The sequence below is a fragment of the Longimonas sp. genome (assembly GCF_040409695.1).
Lineage (GTDB): Bacteria > Bacteroidota > Rhodothermia > Rhodothermales > Salinibacteraceae > Longimonas.
On record NZ_JARWGJ010000177.1, the window covers coordinates 1 to 23,280 of the forward strand.

14 protein-coding genes are annotated in these 23,280 nt (G+C 59.6%); 9 read left to right on the plus strand and 5 right to left on the minus strand.

All coding sequences use genetic code 11. The annotated features are described in order from the left end of the window. Positions 1–62 precede the first annotated feature (62 nt). The 3 genes from PPP56_RS10705 to PPP56_RS10715 all read right to left on the minus strand — a co-directional run bounded on the left by PPP56_RS10705 (position 63) and on the right by PPP56_RS10715 (position 4,682). On the minus strand, positions 63–1,601 hold the full coding sequence (locus PPP56_RS10705; RefSeq protein WP_353564035.1) for a TrkH family potassium uptake protein: 1,539 nt from the start codon (positions 1,599–1,601) through the stop codon (positions 63–65). A 54-nt stretch (positions 1,602–1,655) separates the two neighbouring features. Further along, on the minus strand, positions 1,656–2,336 hold the full coding sequence (locus tag PPP56_RS10710) for a potassium channel family protein (RefSeq protein ID WP_353564036.1): 681 nt from the start codon (positions 2,334–2,336) through the stop codon (positions 1,656–1,658). A 117-nt stretch (positions 2,337–2,453) separates the two neighbouring features. After that, positions 2,454–4,682, minus strand: coding sequence for an amino acid permease (locus PPP56_RS10715; RefSeq protein WP_353564037.1), 2,229 nt, complete (start codon positions 4,680–4,682; stop codon positions 2,454–2,456). A 444-nt stretch (positions 4,683–5,126) separates the two neighbouring features. On the opposite strand from PPP56_RS10715, the gene PPP56_RS10720 reads away from it, so the two are divergent. Continuing rightward, entirely contained in the window at positions 5,127–6,458 is a 1,332-nt protein-coding gene (locus PPP56_RS10720) for a response regulator (RefSeq protein WP_353564038.1), read from the plus strand. Between the two features lie 10 nt (positions 6,459–6,468). On the opposite strand, the gene PPP56_RS10725 is transcribed toward PPP56_RS10720, so the two are convergent. After that, positions 6,469–8,316 (minus strand): sensor histidine kinase, encoded by a 1,848-nt coding sequence (locus PPP56_RS10725; protein ID WP_353564039.1) that lies wholly within the window; start codon positions 8,314–8,316, stop codon positions 6,469–6,471. A gap of 111 nt (positions 8,317–8,427) precedes the next feature. Between PPP56_RS10725 and PPP56_RS10730 the strand changes: the two genes are divergently transcribed. From PPP56_RS10730 to PPP56_RS10740, 3 genes are all read left to right on the plus strand, one after another. Continuing rightward, a complete protein-coding gene (locus tag PPP56_RS10730; RefSeq protein ID WP_353564040.1) occupies positions 8,428–9,789 on the plus strand; it encodes a sigma-54-dependent transcriptional regulator in 1,362 nt (453 codons plus the stop codon). A gap of 226 nt (positions 9,790–10,015) precedes the next feature. Beyond that, positions 10,016–11,128, plus strand: coding sequence for a 3-phosphoserine/phosphohydroxythreonine transaminase (serC, locus tag PPP56_RS10735; RefSeq protein WP_353564041.1), 1,113 nt, complete (start codon positions 10,016–10,018; stop codon positions 11,126–11,128). Beyond that, on the plus strand, positions 11,121–11,714 hold the full coding sequence (locus tag PPP56_RS10740) for a DJ-1/PfpI family protein (RefSeq protein ID WP_353564042.1): 594 nt from the start codon (positions 11,121–11,123) through the stop codon (positions 11,712–11,714). The genes serC and PPP56_RS10740 overlap by 8 nt, the downstream gene beginning before the upstream one ends. A 33-nt stretch (positions 11,715–11,747) precedes the next feature. Here PPP56_RS10740 and PPP56_RS10745 read toward each other — a convergent pair whose 3' ends face one another. Continuing rightward, a complete protein-coding gene (locus PPP56_RS10745) occupies positions 11,748–13,283 on the minus strand; it encodes a hypothetical protein (RefSeq protein ID WP_353564043.1) in 1,536 nt (511 codons plus the stop codon). Positions 13,284–13,836: 553 nt separating this feature from the next. On the opposite strand from PPP56_RS10745, the gene PPP56_RS10750 reads away from it, so the two are divergent. The 5 genes from PPP56_RS10750 to PPP56_RS10770 all read left to right on the plus strand — a co-directional run bounded on the left by PPP56_RS10750 (position 13,837) and on the right by PPP56_RS10770 (position 23,019). Further along, positions 13,837–14,514 (plus strand): TetR/AcrR family transcriptional regulator, encoded by a 678-nt coding sequence (locus PPP56_RS10750; protein ID WP_353564044.1) that lies wholly within the window; start codon positions 13,837–13,839, stop codon positions 14,512–14,514. An 89-nt stretch (positions 14,515–14,603) separates the two neighbouring features. After that, on the plus strand, positions 14,604–16,319 hold the full coding sequence (locus PPP56_RS10755) for a TolC family protein (RefSeq protein ID WP_353564045.1): 1,716 nt from the start codon (positions 14,604–14,606) through the stop codon (positions 16,317–16,319). 90 nt (positions 16,320–16,409) lie between these two features. Continuing rightward, entirely contained in the window at positions 16,410–17,561 is a 1,152-nt protein-coding gene (locus PPP56_RS10760; protein WP_353564046.1) for an efflux RND transporter periplasmic adaptor subunit, read from the plus strand. Positions 17,562–17,633: 72 nt separating this feature from the next. Then, positions 17,634–21,467 (plus strand): efflux RND transporter permease subunit, encoded by a 3,834-nt coding sequence (locus PPP56_RS10765; protein ID WP_353564047.1) that lies wholly within the window; start codon positions 17,634–17,636, stop codon positions 21,465–21,467. A 175-nt stretch (positions 21,468–21,642) separates the two neighbouring features. Further along, positions 21,643–23,019 (plus strand): YfcC family protein, encoded by a 1,377-nt coding sequence (locus PPP56_RS10770; RefSeq protein ID WP_353564048.1) that lies wholly within the window; start codon positions 21,643–21,645, stop codon positions 23,017–23,019. Positions 23,020–23,280: the final 261 nt, after the last annotated feature.

Here is a 23,280-nt window from a genome sequence, read left to right on the forward strand (position 1 = left end):
TCGCTCTCGCCTACAAACCAAAACCCAAACAGGCTCTTAACATTGAACCGCTACTGATAATCCTATCCTTCAAAGCGCTGGAGCAGCACGCCGATCAGAACAGCTACGGGGATGATCTCCAGGCGGCCCACCCACATGTTTACGATTAGCATGACTTTGGTGCTATCGGGCATGGTGGGGCCAACAATGCCGGAATCGAGCCCTACATTGCTCTGTGCGCTCATGACCTCAAAGAGAATGTGCTGTAGGGGATAGTCGGGGGGCAGAGCCGCGAGCAGCACACCGATGCCTACCAGCAGCCCAACGATCCACAGCACCACAACGACGGTTGCTTCGGTGTACTCATGCTCAGCTTGCGGTTCGCTAAGCGTGCGGTCTCCAATCTTCAACTGGCGAACGGCATGCTTGGGCATTAATACCGACTGGAGCTGCCACACCGTACCTTTAACGAGCGTGATTACGCGAATGAGCTTGAGCCCGCCTACCGTAGATCCAGCGGCGGCTCCCGTAAGCATGCCCAGGCACACGACCAAGACCGCCCCGATGCTCCACACGGCGGTGGGGCCATCGCCAATCGTGGTCGTGCCAAATCCGGTATTGGAGGCAGCCGACACGAACTGAAAGAGCCCATTGCGGATGTTTTCTTCCAGCGTGCCGTACTGCCCATTCCACACGAGCACCGCGATAAGCCCCACCGATCCAATAGCAAACCACAGGAAAACCCAGCGCGTCTGCACGTCGCGCCAGAGCGGCTTCAGATGGCCCTGCAGCAGCAGGTAGTGCACCGGAAAGGCGATGCTCCCCACGATCATGACCCCAATGACGGTGTACTCAATGAGAGGGCTCGCGTAGTGGCCGATTGAGTCGCCATGAATCGAAAACCCGCCGGTCGACATGGCCGTCATGGCGTGGTTGATGGCGCCCCAGAGGGGCATGCCAGCGAGCCAGAAGAGGGCGATGGCAGCCAATGTAAAGCCAACGTAGATGCGCCAGATCTCCGTAACCGTAGATACAATGCTCGGGTGTATTTTCTTGGAGCGCGCCTCACTACGAAACAGCGTGAGCGACCCGCTCCCCGGACGTGCCAAAATAGCAACGGTAAGTACAATGACTCCTACGCCGCCGACCCATTCGGTAAACGAGCGCCACCAGTGCAGCGAACGCGGCAGATCATCTTCAACCAGGGCCATCGTCAGCCCGGTGCTCGTAAACCCACTGATGCTTTCGAAAATCCCATCCAACGGATGGTTAAACACGGCGGTCGTATCAGTAAGGGCTGGCGTGTTCATCCAGGCCGGAAAGAGCTGCAGAGCAATCGTCCAGGAAATACCCAGGAAGGGAAGTGCACCCAGAAAAGCGACCGACAGCCATGCAAGTGCGGCGGTAATCATGGCCTCGCGCTTCCCCGGCGCGGGTGCATCTTCATGCCGGTAGACCAGCACTGAGCCGACGCCGGCCGTTAGAAGCGCAGACACCGCAAATGCAGGTAGAGCAAACCACTCACCAACAAAGGCTGCAACAAGCATCGAAGCGGCCATGGTAAGCGACACGACACGCAGAATCTGGCCCAGATCGCGTGCGATAGTTGGAAAAGAAGACATTGTACACTCACGTAGGGAAGCATGCGGGAGGGAGACGGAGCGTGCCCAGAAGCCCTATCCTCCGTTTTCCCCGGTATGCCCGAAGGCCCTGAGTACAGCATCTGCCGACGTCTTCGTAACCAGCACCGTAACCAGGTCGCCTTCTTGAACAGCGGTTGTTCCGGCAGGAGCAACGACGCGATCGTCTCGCTTGATTGCTGCAATAATTGCCGGCTCTGGAAGAACGCCATTCGACTTGGCGGATTCGAGCGATCGGCCTATGATCGGAGCGTCGGATTCCGGTTCAATCTCGATGAACTCCGATTCGTCATCAAGCCGCATAAAGTTGAGCACCCCCGGATAGCGTACCGAGTGATACAGGTGGTCGGCAATGAGCTGCTGCGGATTGCCCATAATATGGACCCCGATCTTTTCGAAGATCGGTATGTGATTGACATCGTGCACGACACTGACCAGCGAGGATACCTCGTGCTCGCGAGCCAGCAACATCACCATGATGTTGACTGAGTCCAGGTTCGTCGTGCTGATAATCGCATCGGCACGGTCGATCCGGGCCTCATGCAATACATCGGTCTGCGTGGCATCGGCGTTAAGTACCATGCAGTCGTGTTCAGCCGAAATATCTTCGGCAACGTCTCGCTTCTGCTCAATGACGACAACGTCGTTGCCATCGTTGACGGCACGACGGATCAGGTTAGATCCAATTTTGCCTGCACCTACAATGATAATGTACATCAGACACTAAAAACGGGTGGTGATAAGGTATAGAGAATACAGAGTAATGCCTGGCACTCTTGTGTCAGGCTCCCGAAAATAGGGCTCTGCTTATTGAAAAGGTAAAGGTAGGCTCGTTTAGGCAGACAGGCGCTCTACGATGGCCTCTGAAACCGTGCGCGGGCGGTACTGCGGTCCGCTCACAATCGCAACGGTTCCTTCCGATTCGGCACCAATCTTTTCAGGAATGGAGCCAAAAAGCGCCTGGGTGACCGAGGTGCTTCGGGTCGAACCAATGCAGATGGTATCGTATGGGGAAACAGCCTCAAGTAACGCAGCCCGCACATTATCTGCGACGACCACTTTGGACTCGTACGTTTCGATGCCCGTCTGCTGCGCCACCCGATCGATAAGCTGCTGGCCAACAGTCTCAGGGTCCGGGGCGTCGTCATCTTCTACAGGCGGTTGCACGTTAAGGAGCGTGAGTGAGGCGCCGTCAGCATACGTCACAAAATCATGGGCGCGTCGTGCGCCGAGCGGAGCGTTGGGGCCTTCCCCGACCAGAGCGACTGCATTGCCCACGGCATCATCGCCTGTTTTCACCAGCGTAACCTCGCAGCTTGCCTTGCTGACAATCTGGTCGATGTTCGATCCAAGTACGGCGCCGAGGCGCTTGCGCTGCCCGGTCCAGCCCAGGATCACCTCCTGTGCACGCTCGTCTTCAATCACATTGAGCACCACGCGCCACACGTCACGGCCCACAATGGCACGGGTGCGAACGCCTACGTCCAGCTCTTCGGCAAAGTCGCGCACGTTGGCCAGCAGCTCCTGCTGACGTTTGAGCCGCTCCTCCTCATACTGAACCCCCTGGGCAAGGGCCGTTTGCTGCGGGACCTCGATCACATTGACGGCTACAATTTCCGCGTTATCGTGTCCGGCAGCGGTGGCAGCAGCCAGGCGCAGCAGGTAGCGCTGTGTGTTCGGATTAGAGACGGGCACGACGACCCGGTAGCGTCCGTTCGTGGAAGAGAGACTGGCAGGGCCGCCTGCGATGGCTTCACCCACCAGACTCTTATCAGGAGCGTGCGAGCGGGCATAGAGCAGATACCAGGCAATGCCCACCCCGATGACTCCTGTACCGATTATCAACACAACGGGACGCATGAAGGCAACAACCGCCAAACACGACACGGCTCCGATGATGGGTACAGCCGGATACGCCCAGTTGGGAAGCTTGAAGTCCGGATCGTACTCGGCGGGCCCGGCGCGGCGCATTACGATAACGGCCACATGTACCAGCGCGTAGGTAATCAGATACGAGAAGCTGGCAACATCAGCCAGCGTTTCGATGCCCACGCCAATCGCAATGAGGGCCAAAATCACGATACCCGTCACCACAATGGCGCGTCCGGGCGTGCGAAATTTAGGATGCACCACGTTCAGCCAGTCCGACAGAATCTTATCGCGGCCCATTGCAAAGTTCACGCGCGCTGCCGAGAGAATCGAGGCATTGGCGCTGGATACCGTGGCCAACACGGCCCCCAACACCATCATGATGGCACCAATAGTGCCCAGATATTCGCGCGCCACGTCAGCGACCGGCACAAAAGAGGCGGTCAGCTCATCAACGGGTAGTACGCCGGTGCTCACAAGCATCACCAGGACGTAGAACAGCATAGGGGTAAGCACGGAAGCGATCATCGCCAGCGGCAAGTTGCGTCCCGGATTTTTGATCTCTTCGGCGCTCGTGGCAATCACCTCGAAACCGATGTACGTGACGTACACCGTGGCCGCCGTACTTGCTACTGCTCCCCAGCCCTGCGGATTGAAGGGGCGCAGCACATCCCACTGCACGTTAAAGACGCCGAACGTCACAAACACCAGGATAAACCCGATCAGTATGACTACGATGACGTTCTGAAAGTTACCGGTTTCTTTCGTGCCCCGGTAGTTGAGCCCGACCAACAGTGCGGCCATGATGAGGGCCATACCCGCCACAGGAATATCGCCGTAGAAGAACGTGAGGTACTGCCCAAAGCCCAGCATGTAAAATGCGGTGGCAAACATAAGTCCCGACCACATCGCCCATCCCACGATTGAGCCGAAGAAGGTACCCATAGCACGGTTTACGTAGTAGTAGCTGCCGCCTGCTTTGGGCATCCCCGTAGCCAGCTCAGAGAGCGAGAGCGCGGTTAGCAGGGACACAACTCCTGCAATAGCAAACGAGATCATGCTTGCAGGCCCTGCCGATCCCGCAACAATGCCGGGCAAGACAAAGATACCAGCCCCGATCATGGTGCCTACCCCAATGGTGTAGGCTTCCAGAAAGCCGAGGTCGCGTGCCAGTTCTTGCGATTCGTTGGCCATGCTTTAAAGGGGGATCATCCAATTTGATAGAAACAGAACGAGCAAGCGGACCCGGCTAATGAAGTCGGGCTCGATCGTGCTTGCCACCCGTCTTAATATGCAACTTCAATTCCAGTACGAGGCGTCCTATCAACGTAAACGAAGACATGGGCCTGCATCGCCGATATGCGCCATTCAGCGCCACTCATCCGCCATGGTTGGATAGATGACCAATACCGGCATCATGCATAATGCACGATTGCGATGCGTCACGTATTGTAAAATGCAATACGGTAGAGAGGGGGCTGACCTGGCTTGTGATCTGGATGCGGGTTTTCTTGGCGGTCAGGTGGTATAGAAGCTACTATGCTGCACCTGGAAGAGCACATGGTATGATTTTTCCGATTGCGTATGGACCCTGCCTGTTGTCGCAGGCCGCTTTTTAATAGCTCACCATGTCCCGTTATGGAAAATGACAAAGGAGGCCCCCTTTCCGGGCGCTCCGTACTGATCGTAGACGACGAGCCGAATATTCGCCGCACGCTCAAGCAGGCGCTGGCGCGTACCGATGCGATTCCGCTGCTTGCAGAAGACGGAACGGATGCCCTGCGCTATCTTGACGATCATGCGTTCGATGCCGTCCTGCTGGATCTCCGCCTTCCTGACGTGGATGGCATCGACCTGATCGAGGTGATGCAGGAGGCGCATCCCGAGGTGCCCATCATTGCGTTTTCGGCCCATGCTTCTGCTGAAACCGCTGCCGAAGCGGTGCGACGGGGCGCTGTTGCATTTCTTGAAAAGCCATTTCGTCCAGAACAGATACGGCAGGCTGTGGCGCAGGCCTGCTCGCAGAAGCACGACATGCAGCCACTGGAGCGTGGGCGTCCACCGAGCCGCGACGATCAGGTATGGCCGATTGTGGTTGCGCTCACGCACCCTGACGCAATCGACACGCTGCTACAGATCGCCACTGCACTGGCTATGGAGTACGACCGCGCTCCTGTCGTGGGGGTATGCACCATTGAGGTGCCCATGCAAACAGCACTCAAGCAGGCTGCTGCGTCTGAGAGCATGCCGCGTACGCAGCGTGACCTGATCATACAGCAGGCCCAGGATGCTGCTGATAGAATGGGACTGGACCTGGCGATCAAAACGCTTTGGACGCGCACGGCACACGAGGCCGTGAACTCATTTCTCGAAGAACAGCAGGCCGAGCATCTGGTGATTGAATGGCCACGGGCCGGCGACAGGGAGCAGGCCGAGTACGCAGGCTTCTCGCCCAAAGACGTACAACACATTGCGCAGCACACCCAGAGTGAGGTCAGCCTGGTAAAGCGTGGTACCTCATGTGCCCCAGAGCACGTAGGTGTGGTAGTGCGAGAAACACCCGACGCAGCTTCTGCAGTCCGTAGGGGCTGGTCGCTTGTGCGGCATGCAGGTGTGGCTGATCTTACGTTGGTACATGTGCGTGCCACAGAAGACGGTATTTCGACTCCCAAGGCCCACGCCGCCGGGGAGCGTCTCGTAGCCCGCGTCTTGCGTGAGGCCGGCATTCCAACCGAACAGGTGCAGGTCGTCGTACAGGTGGCAGATGACCCCGACGCGGTATTGGCAGAGGCTGTACAAAGGTTCGATACGCTATGCGTAGACGCTGCGCGTCGCCCACACCTGGCGCGCTTTCTGTTTGGGGCTACACTGGACCCGGTTGAGACGTATTTCGATGGGACCGTGGTGGCCGTGTATCCTCCGCGCTACGAGAAGCCATCGTTGATTGATGCGTTGGTCGATCTGATCTGACCGTGCGAGTCTATTGCTCAGACGGGGCACAGGGGAGCGTGAAGGTGAACGTGCTCCCTATGTCGGGCGTCGAATCCACCCAGATGCTGCCCCCGTGAGCACGTACCACCTCATGGCTAATCGCCAGTCCAAGGCCGCTCCCACCCGTCTGTGAATCTGTTGGGACCTGCGTAAACTTCTCAAAGATACGTGCCTGGTACTCATAAGGGATCCCGGCGCCGTTGTCGACCACCGACAGGTGCACCTTGTCGCCGATCTGCTCTGCACGCAGTCGAACCGTACCGCCTTCTTCGGTGTAGCGCAGCGCGTTCGAGACCAGATTGGTGAGCACCCACGCAATTTTAGTTGGGTCGGCTTGTACAGCAGGAAGCGCATCGGGAACGGCATCGACCAGTTCGATAGCGGCCTCGCGTGCCTGCGGATGCATCACCTGAACGGTCTTGTCGATGAGATGCCGAACCGGCACCGGCTGACGATCGATCTGCAGCGCGCCGCCTGCCTCCAGTGTAGACAGGTTGAGTAGGTCCTGGGTCAGGGTGCGCAGCCGCTCGGTATCATCGCGGGCGGCCTCCAATAGCTCCAAGTCGTCTTCGCTAAACGCCGTTTCCGTGCTCTCCAGCAGCAGGTTGATGCTCATCGCGATGGAGGTTAGCGGGGTCTTCAGTTCGTGCGAGGCCGTTGCAACAAACTCGCTTTTGAGACGATCGACCTCCTTGAAGTGGGTAACGTCGCGCAACAGCACCATCGCCTGTGTGTCGGGGCCTTCGATGCGCGTAATTACGTACTCGTAGTAGCGTGTCTCACCATCAACAGTACGGGTGAGTACACGCTCATCATCGGTTTTGGCGCTGGTTTTATCATCTGGGGTAGGATACGGAGGGGTAAGCGCTTCACAAAGCGAGGGTTCGTCTATAAGATCTGCAAGCGGCTTCCCGTGAGCATTCTGGCCCCGGCTCCCCAGCGCCTTCTCGGCCACCGGATTGATGTGTGTGATACGTGCTTCCGCATCCACAATAACGAGCCCGTCGGCCATGTGCTGCAGAATAGCTTCGTTTTTGCGCGTCTCAGCAATTAGACGCTCTACGTTCATATCCTGAAATGCCTGCAGATGGTCGGCCATTGCGTTGAACTGCGTGGCCAGCGCGCCCAACTCATCGTCGCGTTTTTCGGATACGCGCGCCTCGTAATCCCCCTCTGCCAGCGCCTGCGAGGCTTGCTGCAGCTCTTTCACAGGACGCACGATGCGTTTAGAGAGAAGCAGACTGAACAGAAAGCCGATGCCCAGCGCGGCCAGCCCGATGCCTCCCACCGACCAGATGGCTTGCTGCGCCACCGTCTGCGTGCGCTCGCTGGCTGCCTCCATGGTGTCCTGGTTGAGGGTGCGTAACGATTCACAGGCATCACGAACCTCCATGAAGGCCGCCTGAAGCTCCTCGCGCAGCGTCGGCGCGGGCGTGTCTGCACGAGTGGTGGCGCTAAAGGCGGCGACGTACGCCTCGTAGGCCTGTGCGATCTGGTTGAGGATGTCGGCCTCGCCTTCAATCGTGATGTTGTCTTCGGCACGAGCCAGCCAGCGCTCGAAGGGAGCCCGGTTGGTCTGAAACTGAGCAATGCCTTCTGACTCGTCCCCCAGCAAGTAGATCAACACGCCACTGTCCTGGCGCTCCAGTGCACCAAGCATGGTGTTGGCGGCCAGAATACTGCGGTAGTTTTCGCTGAGGATGTCATCAGATGCCTGACCTAATTGCGTAAGATTAAGCAGCGCCCAGCCCAGCACTACAATGAGTAATATCAGTACCAGCCCATAGCCCGATAAGATTTTGCGACGAAGCGTCCAACGCATGCGACGATATTCCATACTTTGGTAACACAACAGCGGATGCGGTGTACGACATAAGCGGTTTTACGTTGCACCTTCCCCCCTACTCGGCCGGCGCACATACCCTTTACACACGTTTGCTCTCTGCTTATGTCCACCAATCCGACCGCAATCGATTCCGCGCTCCGCATCCTGGCTGTGGATGACGAGGCGCGCATCCGCAACGCCTTGCAGCGCTGCCTGGAGCGCGACGGCCACACCGTAATCTCCGTTGCTGATGCCGATGCAGCCCGCCACGCAATTCGCGAGGGCGCCTACCACGTTGCGCTTCTGGATCTGCGGCTGGGCGAAGAGTCAGGGATGGAGTTGATCCCGGACCTGCTCGATGCGCATCCCGACTTGAAAATTATTGTGATCACGGCGCATGCGTCTATTGGCACCGCCGTAGAGGCAATGCGGCGCGGGGCCTCCGACTATCTGCCGAAGCCGTTTACCCCCGAGCAGGTGCGTCTGGCTCTGCGGAAAGTGGTGGATCTGCAGGCGTTGCATCATCGGGTGGCGCTGCTTGAATCAGACCTGAAGCGTTCGGCCCCAGCGCGTCTTACCAGCAGCGAGAGTCCGGCGATGCAGGCCGTGCTCGACGAAGCGCGCCAGGTGGCCGACAGCGATGCTACCGTACTCATTCAAGGCGAAAGTGGAACCGGAAAAGGCGTATTAGCCCGCGCAATTCATGCGTGGAGCCCTCGTGCCAACGAGCCGTTTGGGGTGATACACAGCCCCTCGCTCTCGCGTGAGCTCTTTGAAAGCGAACTGTTCGGTCACGTCAAAGGGGCCTTCACGGGAGCCACGCAGTCCAAGCCGGGCCGGATTACGCAGTCGGATGGCGGCACGCTGTTTCTTGATGAGATTGCTGAGCTCCCGCTAAGCCTGCAGCCGAAGCTGCTCCGGTTTGTGCAGCATCAGGCGTATGAGCGTGTGGGCGACCCGGAAACCCTGCACGCCGATGTGCGGCTGATTACGGCGACCAACGCTGACCTTCAGGCTCAAATGGATGCGGGAAATTTTCGCGAGGACCTGTACTACCGGCTCAATGTGATGCCGCTTATAGTGCCTCCACTACGTGATCGCCGCGCCGACATTGTGCCGCTGGCTCAGCGCTTCCTCCACTTCTACGCTGATAAGTACAATCGCGCTGTCGAAGCGCTATCGAAACCCGTCGAAAGTGCCCTTCAGACTCATGCGTGGCCAGGTAACGTGCGCGAACTGGAGAATGCGATCGAGCGCGCGGTTATTCTATGCAACGATTCGACGCTTTCGGTAAAGCACCTGCCTTTTGTAAGCTCTGATGTAGAAGGTCCGTCGGGATTGCGTACGTTGGCGGAGGCCGAGGCGACTCATATTGAGCATGTACTTCAGCATACTGACACGTTGCAAGAGGCGGCGCGGGTGCTCGACATTGACCCGGCGACGCTCTATCGTAAGCGTAAAGTGTTTGATATAGACGCGTCGTGACAATGGCGTACAGACTTCCTGATAAACCCATCTCTGATACCAAATCAACATCCGCAACTGAACATGTCGGATAGACACCTCCGGATAGAAACCCGCTGGTATGGGGCTGAAATGCACTTGACACGTCTTTGCGACATCAAACGCGAAGGGTGGCACAATTAACAACCGGGGGCAGTACAGAAAAATAGTATGCTATACCCACTTACTCGCTGAGCTCCCAAACGCTATGGCTGCCTCCCCAAACCCTCTGTCCCCTGAAATAGGAACCGATCGGCTATATAACTTCTCGGCCGGACCCGGTACCCTTCCGACGTCTGTCTTGCAAGAAGTGCGCGAGGAGCTTCCGGTATACCGCAACGTGGGCGCATCCATCATGGAGATTAGCCATCGCTCTGCTGCCTACGACGCGGTCGAAGAGGGCGCACGTCAGCACCTGCGTCGTCTGCTGGGACTGGGCGATGACTGGCACATTCTCTTCCTGCAGGGCGGGGCGTCGATGCAGTTCCATCAGGTGCCGCTGAACTTTCTCCCTGAAGACGGTGTGGCCGACTACGTGCTAACCGGACGCTGGTCGGTGAAGGCGCTGCGTGAGGCGAAGCGCATCGGAGAGGCGCGCACAGTCGCATCCAGCGAGGACGACGGCTTTACAACGATCCCTGACCGCGACACATGGGACCTTTCGCCCGAGGCGGCCTACCTGCATATTACGTCGAACAACACGGTGCATGGCACGCAGTTCTCGGGGGATCCGCAGGCGGAGGTGCCCATCGTGACCGACGCTTCCAGCGAGATCCTGAGCCGCCCGATGGATCTGGAGCCGTACGGGCTTATCTATGCCGGGGCACAGAAGAACATGGGTCCGGCGGGGGTTACGCTGGTGCTGGTGCACGACGCGTTTCTGCAGCAGCGCAAGGACCACCTGCCAACGATGCTCGACTATGGCACGCACGCTGAGCGCCGCTTCAACACCCCCCCGGTCTTTCCCATCTATGTCGTCGAGAAAGTGCTGCGGTGGCTACTTGATCAGGGAGGCGTTGAGGCCATGCAGACGCTGAAGCAGCAGAAGGCGTCGATGCTTTATGAGCGCGTTGATCGTACGGACTTCTACAAGGGCATTGTGGCCCCCGAGGCGCGCTCCACGATGAATGCGGTCTTCACCCTGCATGATGAAGCGCTGGAGCCGCTGTTTCTGCAAAACGCAGCTAAAGCCGGGCTGGTTAACCTGAAGGGACACCGATCGGTCGGGGGACTGCGGGCGTCGATGTACAACGCTCTTCCGGTCGAAGCTGTAGAGGCACTCGTAGACTTCATGGACGATTTTGAGCGTACGCATGGATGAGGCCGAGCCTTCCGTTGAGCGGATACACATCCTCGGGTTTCCGGCGGTTGAGGAGCTCGACCTGGTCGGTCCGTATGAGTGTCTGAACGTATGGCATCAGGAGGCCGGCGGGACGCCATGCCAGGTGGTTGCGGTCGAGCCGGGTTCGTTTCGTGGAGCGCACGGGCTACGCATCAGTCCGCACATGGCTCTTGCGGATGCGCCCGTTCCCGATCTATTCATCGTGCCCGGCGGAGACGGCAGCCGGACCGCGTCGCAGAGCGACGTCGTGCTGCAGCGGATTCGGGCCTGCTTAGACGCTGGAGGCTTCGTGGCGTCGGTCTGCACGGGCGTGCGCATCGTGCACGCAGCCAGGGTGCTGACCGGACGCACTGTATCTACGCACCGGCTCGCGCACGACGAGGTGCGCAGCTGGAAGGACGTACAGCTCTCTCACAAACGCGTAACCCGCGACGGTCCGATATGGACCGCCGCGGGCGTGGCGTCGGGGCTCGACCTGGCGCTGGCGCTCATTGAAGCGCTCGATGGGCAGGATGCGCGTGCTGCCGTGGCACGCTACGTCGAGTATCCCCCGCAGTCGCTGTAGTCGCAGCGTTGTGTATAGCGTTGTGTACCAGCATCAGATGCCGCCGAACAGGCGCACATTGGTCTTGAGCTCGATACCGCCCAGCAGGCTCCAGTCAGTCAGTCCCGGACGCGTCTCGAAGGTAGTCTGGTGATACTGTCCCAGAAGCACGGGGCCTATTTCGAGCGAAGACACGCCGAGCTCGAAGTGGTAGCGCAGAGCCAGTCGCGTCATGCCGCTGGTATTAGCACTTCCCGAGTCGGCAATGAACCCCCAGCTGCGGTCGCCGCGCACCCACAGGTCGGCCACAAGCGGCGCTGATCCAAGGTCGAACGGACGCACCCAGTTGGCCAGGGCCCCGATGCCCAGCTGGCGGGTGTCGTCGGTACGTGTTTCGAAGATAGCAGGCTGATCCCGGAAGTACGTAGGGCCAGCAAGAATTCGATACGAGCCGCGTGTGCCTTCCACATCAAGGCCCATGAGCATGCGCAGGCGCTGGTCGCTCTTACTCATGCTCTGCTGCTGAAACGGGGAGTCTTCGAGCACAGCATCCGCCATGATAAGAAATCCGTTTCGGTTTCCGATGCGCGTGGCAGCTTGCAGTCCGTACGGTACGTCGTGGTGATTCTGGTCGTTGAGGCCGAGGGTAGGCTGCGTGGCGGCCAGAAGACCAATCTGCAGCCAGAGGTCATCGCTGGTATGCCAGCGCATCTGCGTCTGGATATCGCCGCGAATACGCTGTGCCCGGTAGTCCTGATTCTGGTTGCGGGGGAGCGTGGCCCGGTTTGGTCCGGCGGTAAACCCGACACGGGTAATCCACTCCATGCGCGCCGAGCGCGGACGGTCGCGATAGACGAACTGCTGGCGGGTCATGGGCGGGAGCGATCGGTCGAGCGAGACCGGCTGAAACATAGCCATCGAACGCGGAGCGGGACGTGCAACAGGGGCTTCCTTGCGGATCGTGAGGTAAAACCGGACGCGTTCTCCTCCGGGAGCCGTGCTCTGCAGCACTCCCTGCACGGTTCGCGTAAGCGGAAGCTCCATGCGAGGGCGGTCGTCTTCGCCGTATGCGAGTTCAGTGCTTGCAAAGATGTCACCGGGCATCTCGCTGGCGTTCACTTGAGCCAGTACACGCGTATCTGAGGCATGGTACCAGTCATACACATCGATTACGGTCTGCTCTCCCGGAATTTCTTCAATCGAGGTCGTTCCGGTAGGGTAAGCCACGTCATAGAAATCGTCATCGGGGGGGCGCACGATGAACCGGGCCGACCGCTCACCACGCAGGACAGACTCGGGGATGATCACTTCTACAATTTCACCGTCGCGCGTGAGCGTGGCATGCTGTAGGTTCGCATCGAACCCACCGCGTGAATCTCGGAACGTAATTGAGCCAGGCTCGCGCGGACCCCGGGGGATACGAATGATGCCGAGGCTGTCGGGCTCAGAAAGGCCCTCCTGATACCACAGGCTGGGGGGCTGCACAACATCGGTCCCGCGCTGGATGTGAACGCGTACGTCTTGCACAGAGGGCGCAACCGTACGGGGCGTCTGGGCCTGTGCTGTGGCCGGCGCAGGCGTTAACGCCATGCCGAGCACACCGAATAACAGCACCAACGGGAGATAGAATGCCGACGGTCGTAGGCGAGCGAAGGAAAGGGCCTGGCGTTGTAAGCCAGAACGAATGTACGAAGGAAAGAGCGTGTTCATAGCAAAAGTACCTTGGGGGGTGGAATAGAAGGCGAGGCGCATCAAGGGGCGCGTGCAACAGGCACGGTACCATTCACCGCGATCTGCCTTCATAATACGTATTGTATGACCGCACGCTGTACGACCTTGACGCATCCGGTACCGACTAATGCACAGAGCTATGCACAACGTTGGGAGGATGCCCTGTTCGCCGCAGGCGATAGTCTATGCGCCAAAAGAGACATGGTACAGTGTCGTTTGGAGCTTCGGGCTGATGCAGGTGGGCCGCTGTGCCACTACACGTTACTCCCATGCGCCACGCCCAACAATGCAACTATTTGACCACTTCATGCTTGATTGGCGACGCGTTCATCAAACCTGCTCAACCATTCTACCCAGGAGTGACTTGTCATTCATAAGATGACTCACAAGTCACATTCCGAACACGACGTCAATGGCATCCGATACTGATTCTTCGCTGTCGCGCCGCGAGCGTGAGCGCCAGATGCGCCGCGAGGCCATGCTGCGGGCAGCCGAGGTGGTTTTTGCACAGAAGGGGTACACCCACGCTACGCTCGGCGAGATTGCAGAGCGTGCTGAGTTTGGGAAGGGCACCCTCTACAACTACTTCGAAGGGGGCAAAGAAGAGATGCTGTTTGCCGTGCTCGATACAGTCTACGACGAGGTTCACGACCTGGTCACGTCGAGCTTCGCTGGGGCCTGCCATGAGCGTTCGCTGCGTACGTGCTACCACGACATGGTTACACGTGCCATCGCGTTCTACCAGGAGCGTGAGGATCTCTTTGTGATCCTGATCAAAGAAGCCTACCGGATGTGCTTTAGCCACGACGATGAGAAGGTCGCTTACTTTCAACGGCAGCGAGCACGCATTGTGGATGCGCTGCTCCCGGCGCTTGAGCAGGCAGTAGCCCAGGGGGCGATCCGTGATTTGCCCTTGCACTCGGTGGCGCATATGCTCATCGAAAATGTGGATGGCCTCATCGTGCATCGCGCTGTGACCACCCATCAGGAATCATCTTCTGCGTGCGAACACGGCACAATCTTACAGGAGCCCGAGCAAGCCGCTGATTTTCTAACAGCGATGCTGTTCGACGGCATTGCCATCTCGTGACGCATACCCTGTGATACCGGTGCTGCGCTTCGGTATGGTAGCGTGGCATACCCTGCAACGGTTTTCTTACTGCATTCCCTCAACGTTTCATGACCTCCTCTTCGAATCCACCTGTAACTGCTGTTGCATGCATTGCCGTGCTGATATGGGGAGCCGTTTTCGGGCCTGCATGGGGGCAGTCCGCGAGTGCCCCGCAAGACACTCCGCAAGGCACTCCGCAAAACACCCAGCAAAACACCGTACAGAACGTCGCTCAGGACACCTCGGTGGAAGCGGCATCAGCGTCCGACCGCGACGACGAGGTGCCTGCCATGCTCTCGCTGGATGAGGCCGTGCAGATTGCATTGGTCAACAACTATACCCTGCGTAGTACACGCCTCGACGCCGAGGAAGCGGGTCTGCAGGTGCGCGAGGCCTGGGGCGAAGTCTTTCCAAGCGTGACGCTGAACAGCAACTACACGCGCAATGTGCGATCGCCCAATCCGTTTGCGGGAAGCGAAGCGGGGGGACTGTTTCAGTCGCTCGGTTTCCTGGACTGGCTGTCGTTCAACGAGCGCGCTCGCACCGATGGCGACCCGACAACCGAGCCGCTCTCGTTTCCGGAGTTTGAGGAACTGCAGCGCCAGGGGCAGCGCGAGGCCGGCATTGCACCCGACGAGAGCGGCAACCCGTTTGCCGTGCCCAATCAGTTTGAAGCGGGGGTCACCATCTCACAGGTGCTCTTTAGCTCCTCTGCGTTCTCAGCGATCCGGGGCGCTTCGCGACTGCGCGAGATCAACGAGCGTGGTACCGATCGGCAAGAGCAGCTACTGATCGACGAGGTGCGCGAAGCCTACTACCAGGCAGTGCTGGCTACAGAGAGCGCCCGTGTTACACGGCAGAGCGTAGAGCGCGCTGAGCAGACGCTGCGTGATGCCGAGCGCTCCGTTGAACAGGGCACCGCCCCCAAGTTCGACCGCTTGAGTGCCGAGGTGCAGGTCTCGAACCTGCGCGCCGAGCTCACCGATGCCGAGAACCAGGCCGAGCTGGCAGTGAACGCACTGAAAAACACGATGGGCATTCCTATTGACACGCGCATTGTGCTTACCGATGACCTCGACGCGCCCCCCGAGCCAGAGATTATTGGTGCGCTCACCATTGAGCAGGCGGCAGAGGAAGCCACACGGCATCGTCCGGATCTGGAGCAGGCCCGCATTGCGGTAGAACTGCGCGAGATCGACCGCAACATCACGCGTGGAGGGCTGCTCCCTACCGTGAGCGCATTTGCGAGCGCGAACTACGTTGGGGCGGTGCCCGACAACCGTACAACAACGATCTCAGATCCTACCGACCCGTTTGCCTTTGAGCAGGAAACACGGGGCTTTTTCGACGACGCGTACTGGGATCCGGCGGTAAACGTTGGCATCCGCTTAAGCTGGAATATCTTTGACGGCAACCAGACGCGCCGTCAGGTGCAACAGCGCTCCATTGCTGTAGAGCAGGCCCGCATAGAGCGAGAGCAGGCCCGCGAAGGCGTCAAGCTGGAGGTAGAACAGGCGCTTCGCACCTTGCGCGCTGCACAAGACCGCCTGCAGAGCCAGACGGAGAACGTAGACCGGGCCGAACTCAATTACGAGTTCGCGCAGCAACGCCTTCGTGAAGGAGTGGCCCGGCCTATTGAGGAACGGGAGGCGTCGCAGCAGCTTGACCAGGCGCGTCTCAACCGGCTTCAGGCAGCTTTTGATTACGTGCGTGCGCTCAGCGCGCTCGAAACAGCGATCGGGCGTCCTATACGTGCGACGCCTGATGCGACATTCCAATTTTAATTTCAGAGGCACCCCTCTCTGCGCTCGCCACACCGGTCTCTCTGCTTTCTGCCTCTTACTTCTGCTATGCCATTACCTAACGCATTGACCATGCCAAGAAGACTACCGTTTTTCGCGTTGCTTGCTGCGCTCGTTCTATGGACCGGCTGCACCGGCGATGATCTGATTGAGCCCGAAGATCAGGGCGTGCCGGTCGACGTGCTCGAAACCGAGCTGCAGACGTTCCGCGACCGCCTTGATCTTACAGGGGCGCTCGACACCGACGACGACGCTACCCTCTCGGCCCAGGCAGCGGGTACGTTGCAGTCGCGCGAGGCACTGGGCACGACGGTCGGAGCCGGTGCGGTTGTGGCACGCATCGATCCCGCCCAGGCGCGTGCAGCGGTTCGACAGGCCGAAGCGCAGCTGCGCACCGCCCGCTCCGCCTACGAACTTGCACAGGACAACTTTGAGCGTCAAGAGCCGCTCTACCGCGACTCAGTGATCAGCGCGATTGAGTTCGAGAACGTACGCTCGCAGCTCGACCAGGCCGAAGCGCAGGTTGACCAGGCCGAGGCCGCGGTCGAACAGGCGCAAGACCAGCTTGACAACACGACGGTACGCGCGCCCTTCGCCGGCACGGTCGAGCAGCACTTCGCCAAAACTGGCGAACAGCTCTCGCCGGGCATGCCTGTACTTCGCATGGTAAGCACCGAACGGATGCACTTACAGGTTGGCGTTCCAGAGCGTTACATCAACGACATCGATCCCGATGCGCCGGTTGACGTGCGCTTCCGGGCCCTTGGCGATGCCGTGCTGCAGGGCAGCATCCGCTTTGTAGGGCGTACGGTCGACGCGCGCAGCCGCACGTTCAACGTGGAGGTAGAGCTCGAAAATGGAGATCAGCAGTTGCATCCCGACATGGTAGGCCGCGTGCTCATGCCGCGCCAGCAGCTCGATGATGTGGTTGTGGTGCCACGCCGCGCCGTTGAACGCGATGAAGACGGGCACCGCATGTACGTAGTGGTAGATGCGGACAGCGATGCCCCCCGTATCGAAAGCCGACTCATCCGTATGGGGCCGACCTCGCAAGGGCGCACGGTCGTGCTCGATGGCCTTTCCGCGGGTGAACTGGTGGTCGTTACAGGGCAGAGCAATGTGGCTGATGGCGACCGCCCCCGCATTATGCAGCGGCACGCCTCGCTCGACGACGCCATGCTCGACCCCGCGTCTACACGCCGACCGGTGGCCGACACCCGGTAAGGCAACACATTCAAAAAAACACGCTCCACAGAGCCGTCCGGCGTTCTTTCTGCGCTTTAATACACTGCTTTCATGCATATCAGCGATCTTTCCGTCTCCTTCCGCACCGCAGTGATGGTGCTCGTCGTGATTATCGTAGCGGGTGGGCTTACCAGCTACCTCACGATTCCAAAAGAGGCGAATCCCGACATCGAAATCCCGATCATCACCGTACAGACCATCTACCCGGGTGCGAGTCCGGCTGATGTAGAGCCCCTTGTTACCCAGACCATCGAACGCGAAATCCAGGGGCTGGAAGGGATCGACGAGATCCGGTCGGTGTCGGCCGAGGGCTTTTCCATTGTCTTTGTTGAATTTCTGCCGGGCACGTCAACAACCGATGCGTACCAGCGGGTGCGCGACGAGGTCGATCGCGCTCGCAACGACCTGCCCAGCGATGCCGAAGACCCGATCGTAGACGAGATCGACCTGTCGGACTTCCCGATTATGACGATCAACCTGGGCGCTGACTATCCGATTGCGCGGCTGCAGCGGGTCGCCGAAAACCTGCAGGATGAACTGGAGGCCGTGCCCGGCGTGCTCGAGGTGGATCTGATCGGTAATATCGAGCGCGAGGTGCGCGTCAACGTAGACCTGAATGCACTTCACGGCTACAACCTCACGTACAACGACATCGTGTCGGCCATTCAGCGCGAGAATGTGAACGTGCCGGGCGGGTCGATCGATGTGGACCGCCTGAACTACCTCGTGCGCGTGGATGGCGAGATCGACGAGCCGCGCGAGATTGAGGACTTCGTGATCACGGCCCCCGACGAAACGCCGGTCTATATCCGTGATGTGGCCGATGTGGAGTTTAGCTTCAAAGACCGAGAGTCGTTTGCACGGCTGCGTCAGGTTCAGATCGAGCAGCCCGACGAATCGTACCGCGTCAATGAGGCCTGGGAAGACAGCGACCAGGTGATCAGCCTTGAAGTGAAGCAGCAGGCGGGCGAGAACATTCTCGAAACGGTCGACGGCGTAATCGAATCGCTCGAAGGGTTCGCGTTTCCCAGCGGCACCACCTGGGTGATTACAGGTGATGAAAGCGAGAACGTACGCGACCTGATCTCTGATCTGGAGAACAACATCATTAGCGGACTGATCTTTGTCGTTCTGGTCTTGCTTTTCTTCCTGGGGGTGCGTAACGCCACCCTGGTGGCGATTGCGGTACCGCTCTCCATGTTCGTCTCGTTTATGGTGCTACAGGCGATGGGCATCACCCTGAACTTCATCGTGCTCTTTACGCTGATCGTAGCCCTCGGCATCCTGGTCGACAATGCGATCGTGATCGTAGAGAATATCTACCGGCTCATGGACGAGGAAGAGATGGGGCCGATTGAAGCGGCCCGGCAGGGGGCGGCTGAGTTTGCAGGCTCCATTACGGTTGCTACGCTCACCACCTCGCTCACCTTTGCACCGCTGCTGTTCTGGCCCGGCATCATCGGCGAGTTCATGGGCTTTCTGCCGCTCACACTTATCATCTCGCTACTGGCCTCGCTCTTCGTCGCGGTGTTTATCAGTCCAGCCACGATGGCTATCTTCGGGCGTGCCGATACCACACCGAAGGGGCCGGGCCTGTCTCGCACCGGGTGGTACCTGGTGCTGGGGGGCGTAGCCCTGGGCGCTCTTACGCTGGCACTGGCCAGCTGGCAGACGCTGCTGGTGTTCGTCATTGCAATACCGATAGCGTATGGCATCTTCATATACGCCTTTCAGCCCATCTCGGAGCGCTTCATGGAGCAGCTGCTCCCCCGCCTGCTCGACGAGCACCGTACGCTGCTAACATGGACAATGCAGCGCGACTACAACGCACCGCGTGCCCACCTCAAAAACATGCTGGCCCTGGGCAGCCTCTCGGCTGGAGCACTGCTTGCCGTGGTCGGCGGCATCGTTGCTGGACTCACTGCCGGCGCTGACCTCTCTGTGCCGATCACGGAAGAGGCCCGTCTTTCCGTTGCGGGACTGATCTTGCTCGCCCCCGCTGTGCTGCTCATACCGGTGGGCGTACTCGGCGTGGTTGTACACTCAGTGCTTGGGGTGATGCGGGGCGGGACGCTCTCTGTGCGGGCCGGACTCGGGCTCGCCGCCCTGTTTGCGCTGCTGATGGGGCTCACCACGCTGGTGCAGCGCCCGGTGCCGCCTGAAGCGTTTGCTGCCGTGCTCGGGCTGCCACTGCTCATTGCTGCGCTCGGAGCGCTCGGCGCCGTGCTTCCAGCGCCCCAGCTGCTGTCAGATAACCGCGCCGTTATGCTCAATGGGTTTATGGGCGCCGCATTTGCCATCTTCACGGTGTTCGCACTCGCGAACCCCGGTGGCGAGTTCTTCCCCGAGACCGATCCGAACCAGGTGCGTGTGGTGATGGAGGCGCCACTGGGTACCAACGTATACGCCAGCGAGGCCAATACGCGGCAGGCCGAGGAAACGCTTATTCAGCTGCTCAATGAGGACGAGCGGGTCTTTGCCAATACCGAAACGATGCTAACCAACGTGGGCGTATCCGGGGGCGGCGAGTTCGGCGGCGGACAGCCGCGGTCCGAGCTCTCACGCATCACGTTTAACCTGCGCGACTATGCCAACCGTGCCGAGTCGAGCCGGCAGACCCTGGCGCGGGTGCGCCAGGCCATCGCCGGTACGCTGCCCGACGTTATCCTCGACATCCAGCGCGACGATATTGGACCGCCAACGGGGCCGCCGGTGAATATCGAAATCTCAGGGCCCGACTTCGACACAATCGCCGAGCTTTCGAACGAGGTGCAGCGTCTGCTGGCCCAGGGCGTAAGCGAAGGCACCCTCAACGGGCTCGTAGATATCCAGGACAACCTTGAGCTGGCACGTCCGGAGCGGAGCATCGTGGTCGACCGCCAAGAGGCCGCCCGGTACGGACTCAGCACCGGGCAGATTGGCGAGACGGTGCGCACCGCTATTAACGGGATCGAGGCGAGCATCTATCGCGAAGACGAAGACGACTACGACATTACGGTGCGGCTTGCCCCTGAAGACCGCGCCAGCCTCGAAAGTCTGGAGAACCTGCGCATCATGTCGCCGACCACAGGCGATATGATTCCGCTGGCCAACGTGGCCGACTTCGCAGACGGCGAAGGGCTGGGCTCGATCACACGTCTGAACCTGAACCGGGTGGCGGTGATCGAAGGACAAAATGCGCCGGGCTACTCCGGACAAGAGGTGCTGGCGCGCGTACAGGATTACCTGGCTGATTTCCGGGCCGAGGAGCTCCCCGAGGGATACACCATGCAGTACACCGGCGAGCAGGAAGACCAGGACGAGGCCTTCGGGTTCTTGGTGCTGGCGCTGGCGGCTGGCATCATGCTCATCTTCCTCGTAACCGTTGCCAAGTTTAATTCGCTCTCGGCACCCATTATCGTGCTCCTCGCTATCGGGCTCAGCCAGGTGGGTGTGGTCTTTACGCTGGTGCTTAGCCAGACGCCGTTCAGCCTGATGGTCTTTATTGGCATCATCAGCCTGTTTGGGATTCTGGTAAACAACAACATCGTGCTGCTCGACTACATCCAGCAGCTACGTAACCAGGGGCTCAGCGATCAGGACTCCATCATTAAGGGCGGCGTAGACCGGCTGCGACCGGTGCTGCTTACCGCGATGACGACGATCCTGGCGCTCATCCCACTCACGTTCGGGCTGAACGTTGACTTCGTGGGCCTGCTGTCTGAGCTGGACCCGGCCTTTCAGCTGGGCTCAGAGAACACGCAGTTCTGGGGGCCGATGGGTACCTCCATCATCGGCGGGCTGCTCTTTGCGCTCTTCCTTACGCTGGTTATTGTGCCAACGATCTACTCCACGTTCGAGTCGCTCGGGCGCTGGATGGGGAGACAGGTGCAGTCGACCTCGTAGCTGTCCGATTTGCAGCCGTTCGAGGTAGGGGGATGCGGGGCGACCCGGCATTACGCGAGTGACTTCCGCGCAAAAGGCGAAGGGGGCGCGTACAGGTGGTTTCTCTTCTGGATGCGAACCGTTATCTTGGCGGCGACCGCATACTCTCGAAGCCTTCTGACCCCCCGTATCCCTTATGAACTTTAAGATGCCGCACACGCTGGCGCTCCTTTTTTTCCTGATGGTAGGGGCGCTGGCCCTTACCTGGGTGATTCCGCAGGGCGCGTTTGATACAGAGGTGGTAGACGGGCGCGAGGTAGTGGTGCCAGGTACGTTTGAGGTGGCCGAGGAGGCAGAGACGCTAACGCCGGTTGACCTGTTTACAGCGATCCCACAGGCGTTTGCTGATTCGCAGAACATCATTTTCTTTCTGTTTATCATCGGCGGCGTGCTGGCGGTTATTCGCAAGACCGGAACGATTGACGCGCTGCTGGGGCGACTGCTGGATGCGCTGGGGGGAAGCCCCGGTACGCTCATCTTCGTCACGATCTTCGTGTTCGCGCTGACGTCGAGCATCATGGGGGCGTCGGCGGAGTACATCCCGTTCGTGCTGATTCTGGCGGCGCTCTGCCGCACGATGAAGATGGACACGATGACGGCGGTGGGAATTATCGTGGCCGGATATGGCATCGGGTACGGCGCGGCGGCGTTTAACCAGTACACGGTGGTGGTGGCGCAGGGCGTGGCCGACCTGGATACGTATTCGGGCTGGCAGGTGCGTATGGGGCTGCTTCTGCCGTTCGTGCTGGTGGGCACGCATCATGTCTACCGGTATGCCCGCGAGGTGCAGCTCGACCCTTCGCGTAGCCTCGTAGCCGATCTGGATATGCCCGTTGAAGACGAGGTACGCTCCGATAGCTATCCGGCGCTGCAGTGGACGCATATCGCTATCATGCTTTCGTTTCTGGGGGCGCTGGGTACGGCTGTGTGGGGGATTGCAACGCTGGGCTGGTACCTGACGGAGCTGGGCGCCGCGTTCCTGATTCTGGGGGTGATTGCGGCGGCTATCGGCCGTATTGGGCCGAGTGTGATGGCGAAGGAGTTTGTGGTGGGCGCGAAGGAGCTCACCGAAACCGCTCTGCTGGTTGGGGTAGCGCGCGGCATCGCGCTTATCATGGAAGAGGGAGAGATCTTGCATACGATTGTGCATGCGCTCTCGGTGCCGCTGGAGGTGGTAGGCCCCGAGGTGGCCGGCGTGGGCATGATGCTCATGCAGACGATCTTGAACCTGTTTGTGCCGTCGGGAAGCGGGCAGGCGTTCGTGACGATGCCGCTGCTGGCGCCGCTTAGTGATATTCTTGGGATGTCGCGCCAGATCGCCGTACAGGCGTTTCTCTATGGCGACGGCTTTGCAAACATGATTGTGCCAACGAACGCGGTGCTGATGGGCATTCTGGGGATGGCGGGCATTCCATACGACCGGTGGTTTCGGTTCTGCATGCCGCTTGTGCTGAAGCTGGTGGCTCTGGCGGCGGTGTGTATGGTGGGGATGGTGATGCTCGGTTTCGCGTAACGCGCTTTCGAGGCAGACTGACCAGGCTCTTAACTAACGCGGTGTGCACGTTTTCCATTACCTTTGTGGACGCCCATCCCCCTTTGTCGCTACGCGACGTTTCCCCCTTCGCGAAGGGGGAACCCCCGGACCGCGTACGCGAAGGGGGGAGGTCAGGACGGCGCATTCTGCCCCAAGGCCATCAGCAACGGAAAAAAGAAACCTACACATGCCGTTAAGTAGCCCAGCGGAGCCGCTCGGAGCCCAAATTAAGTAGGCCCA

Bases quoted from the DNA above. Each gene is read 5' to 3' on its own strand.
- PPP56_RS10705 (WP_353564035.1), bottom strand. From the start codon at position 1,601: ATGTCTTCTTTTCCAACTATCGCACGCGATCTGGGCCAGATTCTGCGT.
- PPP56_RS10710 (WP_353564036.1), bottom strand. From the start codon at position 2,336: ATGTACATTATCATTGTAGGTGCAGGCAAAATTGGATCTAACCTGATC.
- PPP56_RS10715 (WP_353564037.1), bottom strand. From the start codon at position 4,682: ATGGCCAACGAATCGCAAGAACTGGCACGCGACCTCGGCTTTCTGGAA.
- PPP56_RS10720 (WP_353564038.1), top strand. From the start codon at position 5,127: ATGGAAAATGACAAAGGAGGCCCCCTTTCCGGGCGCTCCGTACTGATC.
- PPP56_RS10725 (WP_353564039.1), bottom strand. From the start codon at position 8,316: ATGGAATATCGTCGCATGCGTTGGACGCTTCGTCGCAAAATCTTATCG.
- PPP56_RS10730 (WP_353564040.1), top strand. From the start codon at position 8,428: ATGTCCACCAATCCGACCGCAATCGATTCCGCGCTCCGCATCCTGGCT.
- serC (WP_353564041.1), top strand. From the start codon at position 10,016: ATGGCTGCCTCCCCAAACCCTCTGTCCCCTGAAATAGGAACCGATCGG.
- PPP56_RS10740 (WP_353564042.1), top strand. From the start codon at position 11,121: ATGGATGAGGCCGAGCCTTCCGTTGAGCGGATACACATCCTCGGGTTT.
- PPP56_RS10745 (WP_353564043.1), bottom strand. From the start codon at position 13,283: ATGGCGTTAACGCCTGCGCCGGCCACAGCACAGGCCCAGACGCCCCGT.
- PPP56_RS10750 (WP_353564044.1), top strand. From the start codon at position 13,837: ATGGCATCCGATACTGATTCTTCGCTGTCGCGCCGCGAGCGTGAGCGC.
- PPP56_RS10755 (WP_353564045.1), top strand. From the start codon at position 14,604: ATGACCTCCTCTTCGAATCCACCTGTAACTGCTGTTGCATGCATTGCC.
- PPP56_RS10760 (WP_353564046.1), top strand. From the start codon at position 16,410: ATGCCAAGAAGACTACCGTTTTTCGCGTTGCTTGCTGCGCTCGTTCTA.
- PPP56_RS10765 (WP_353564047.1), top strand. From the start codon at position 17,634: ATGCATATCAGCGATCTTTCCGTCTCCTTCCGCACCGCAGTGATGGTG.
- PPP56_RS10770 (WP_353564048.1), top strand. From the start codon at position 21,643: ATGAACTTTAAGATGCCGCACACGCTGGCGCTCCTTTTTTTCCTGATG.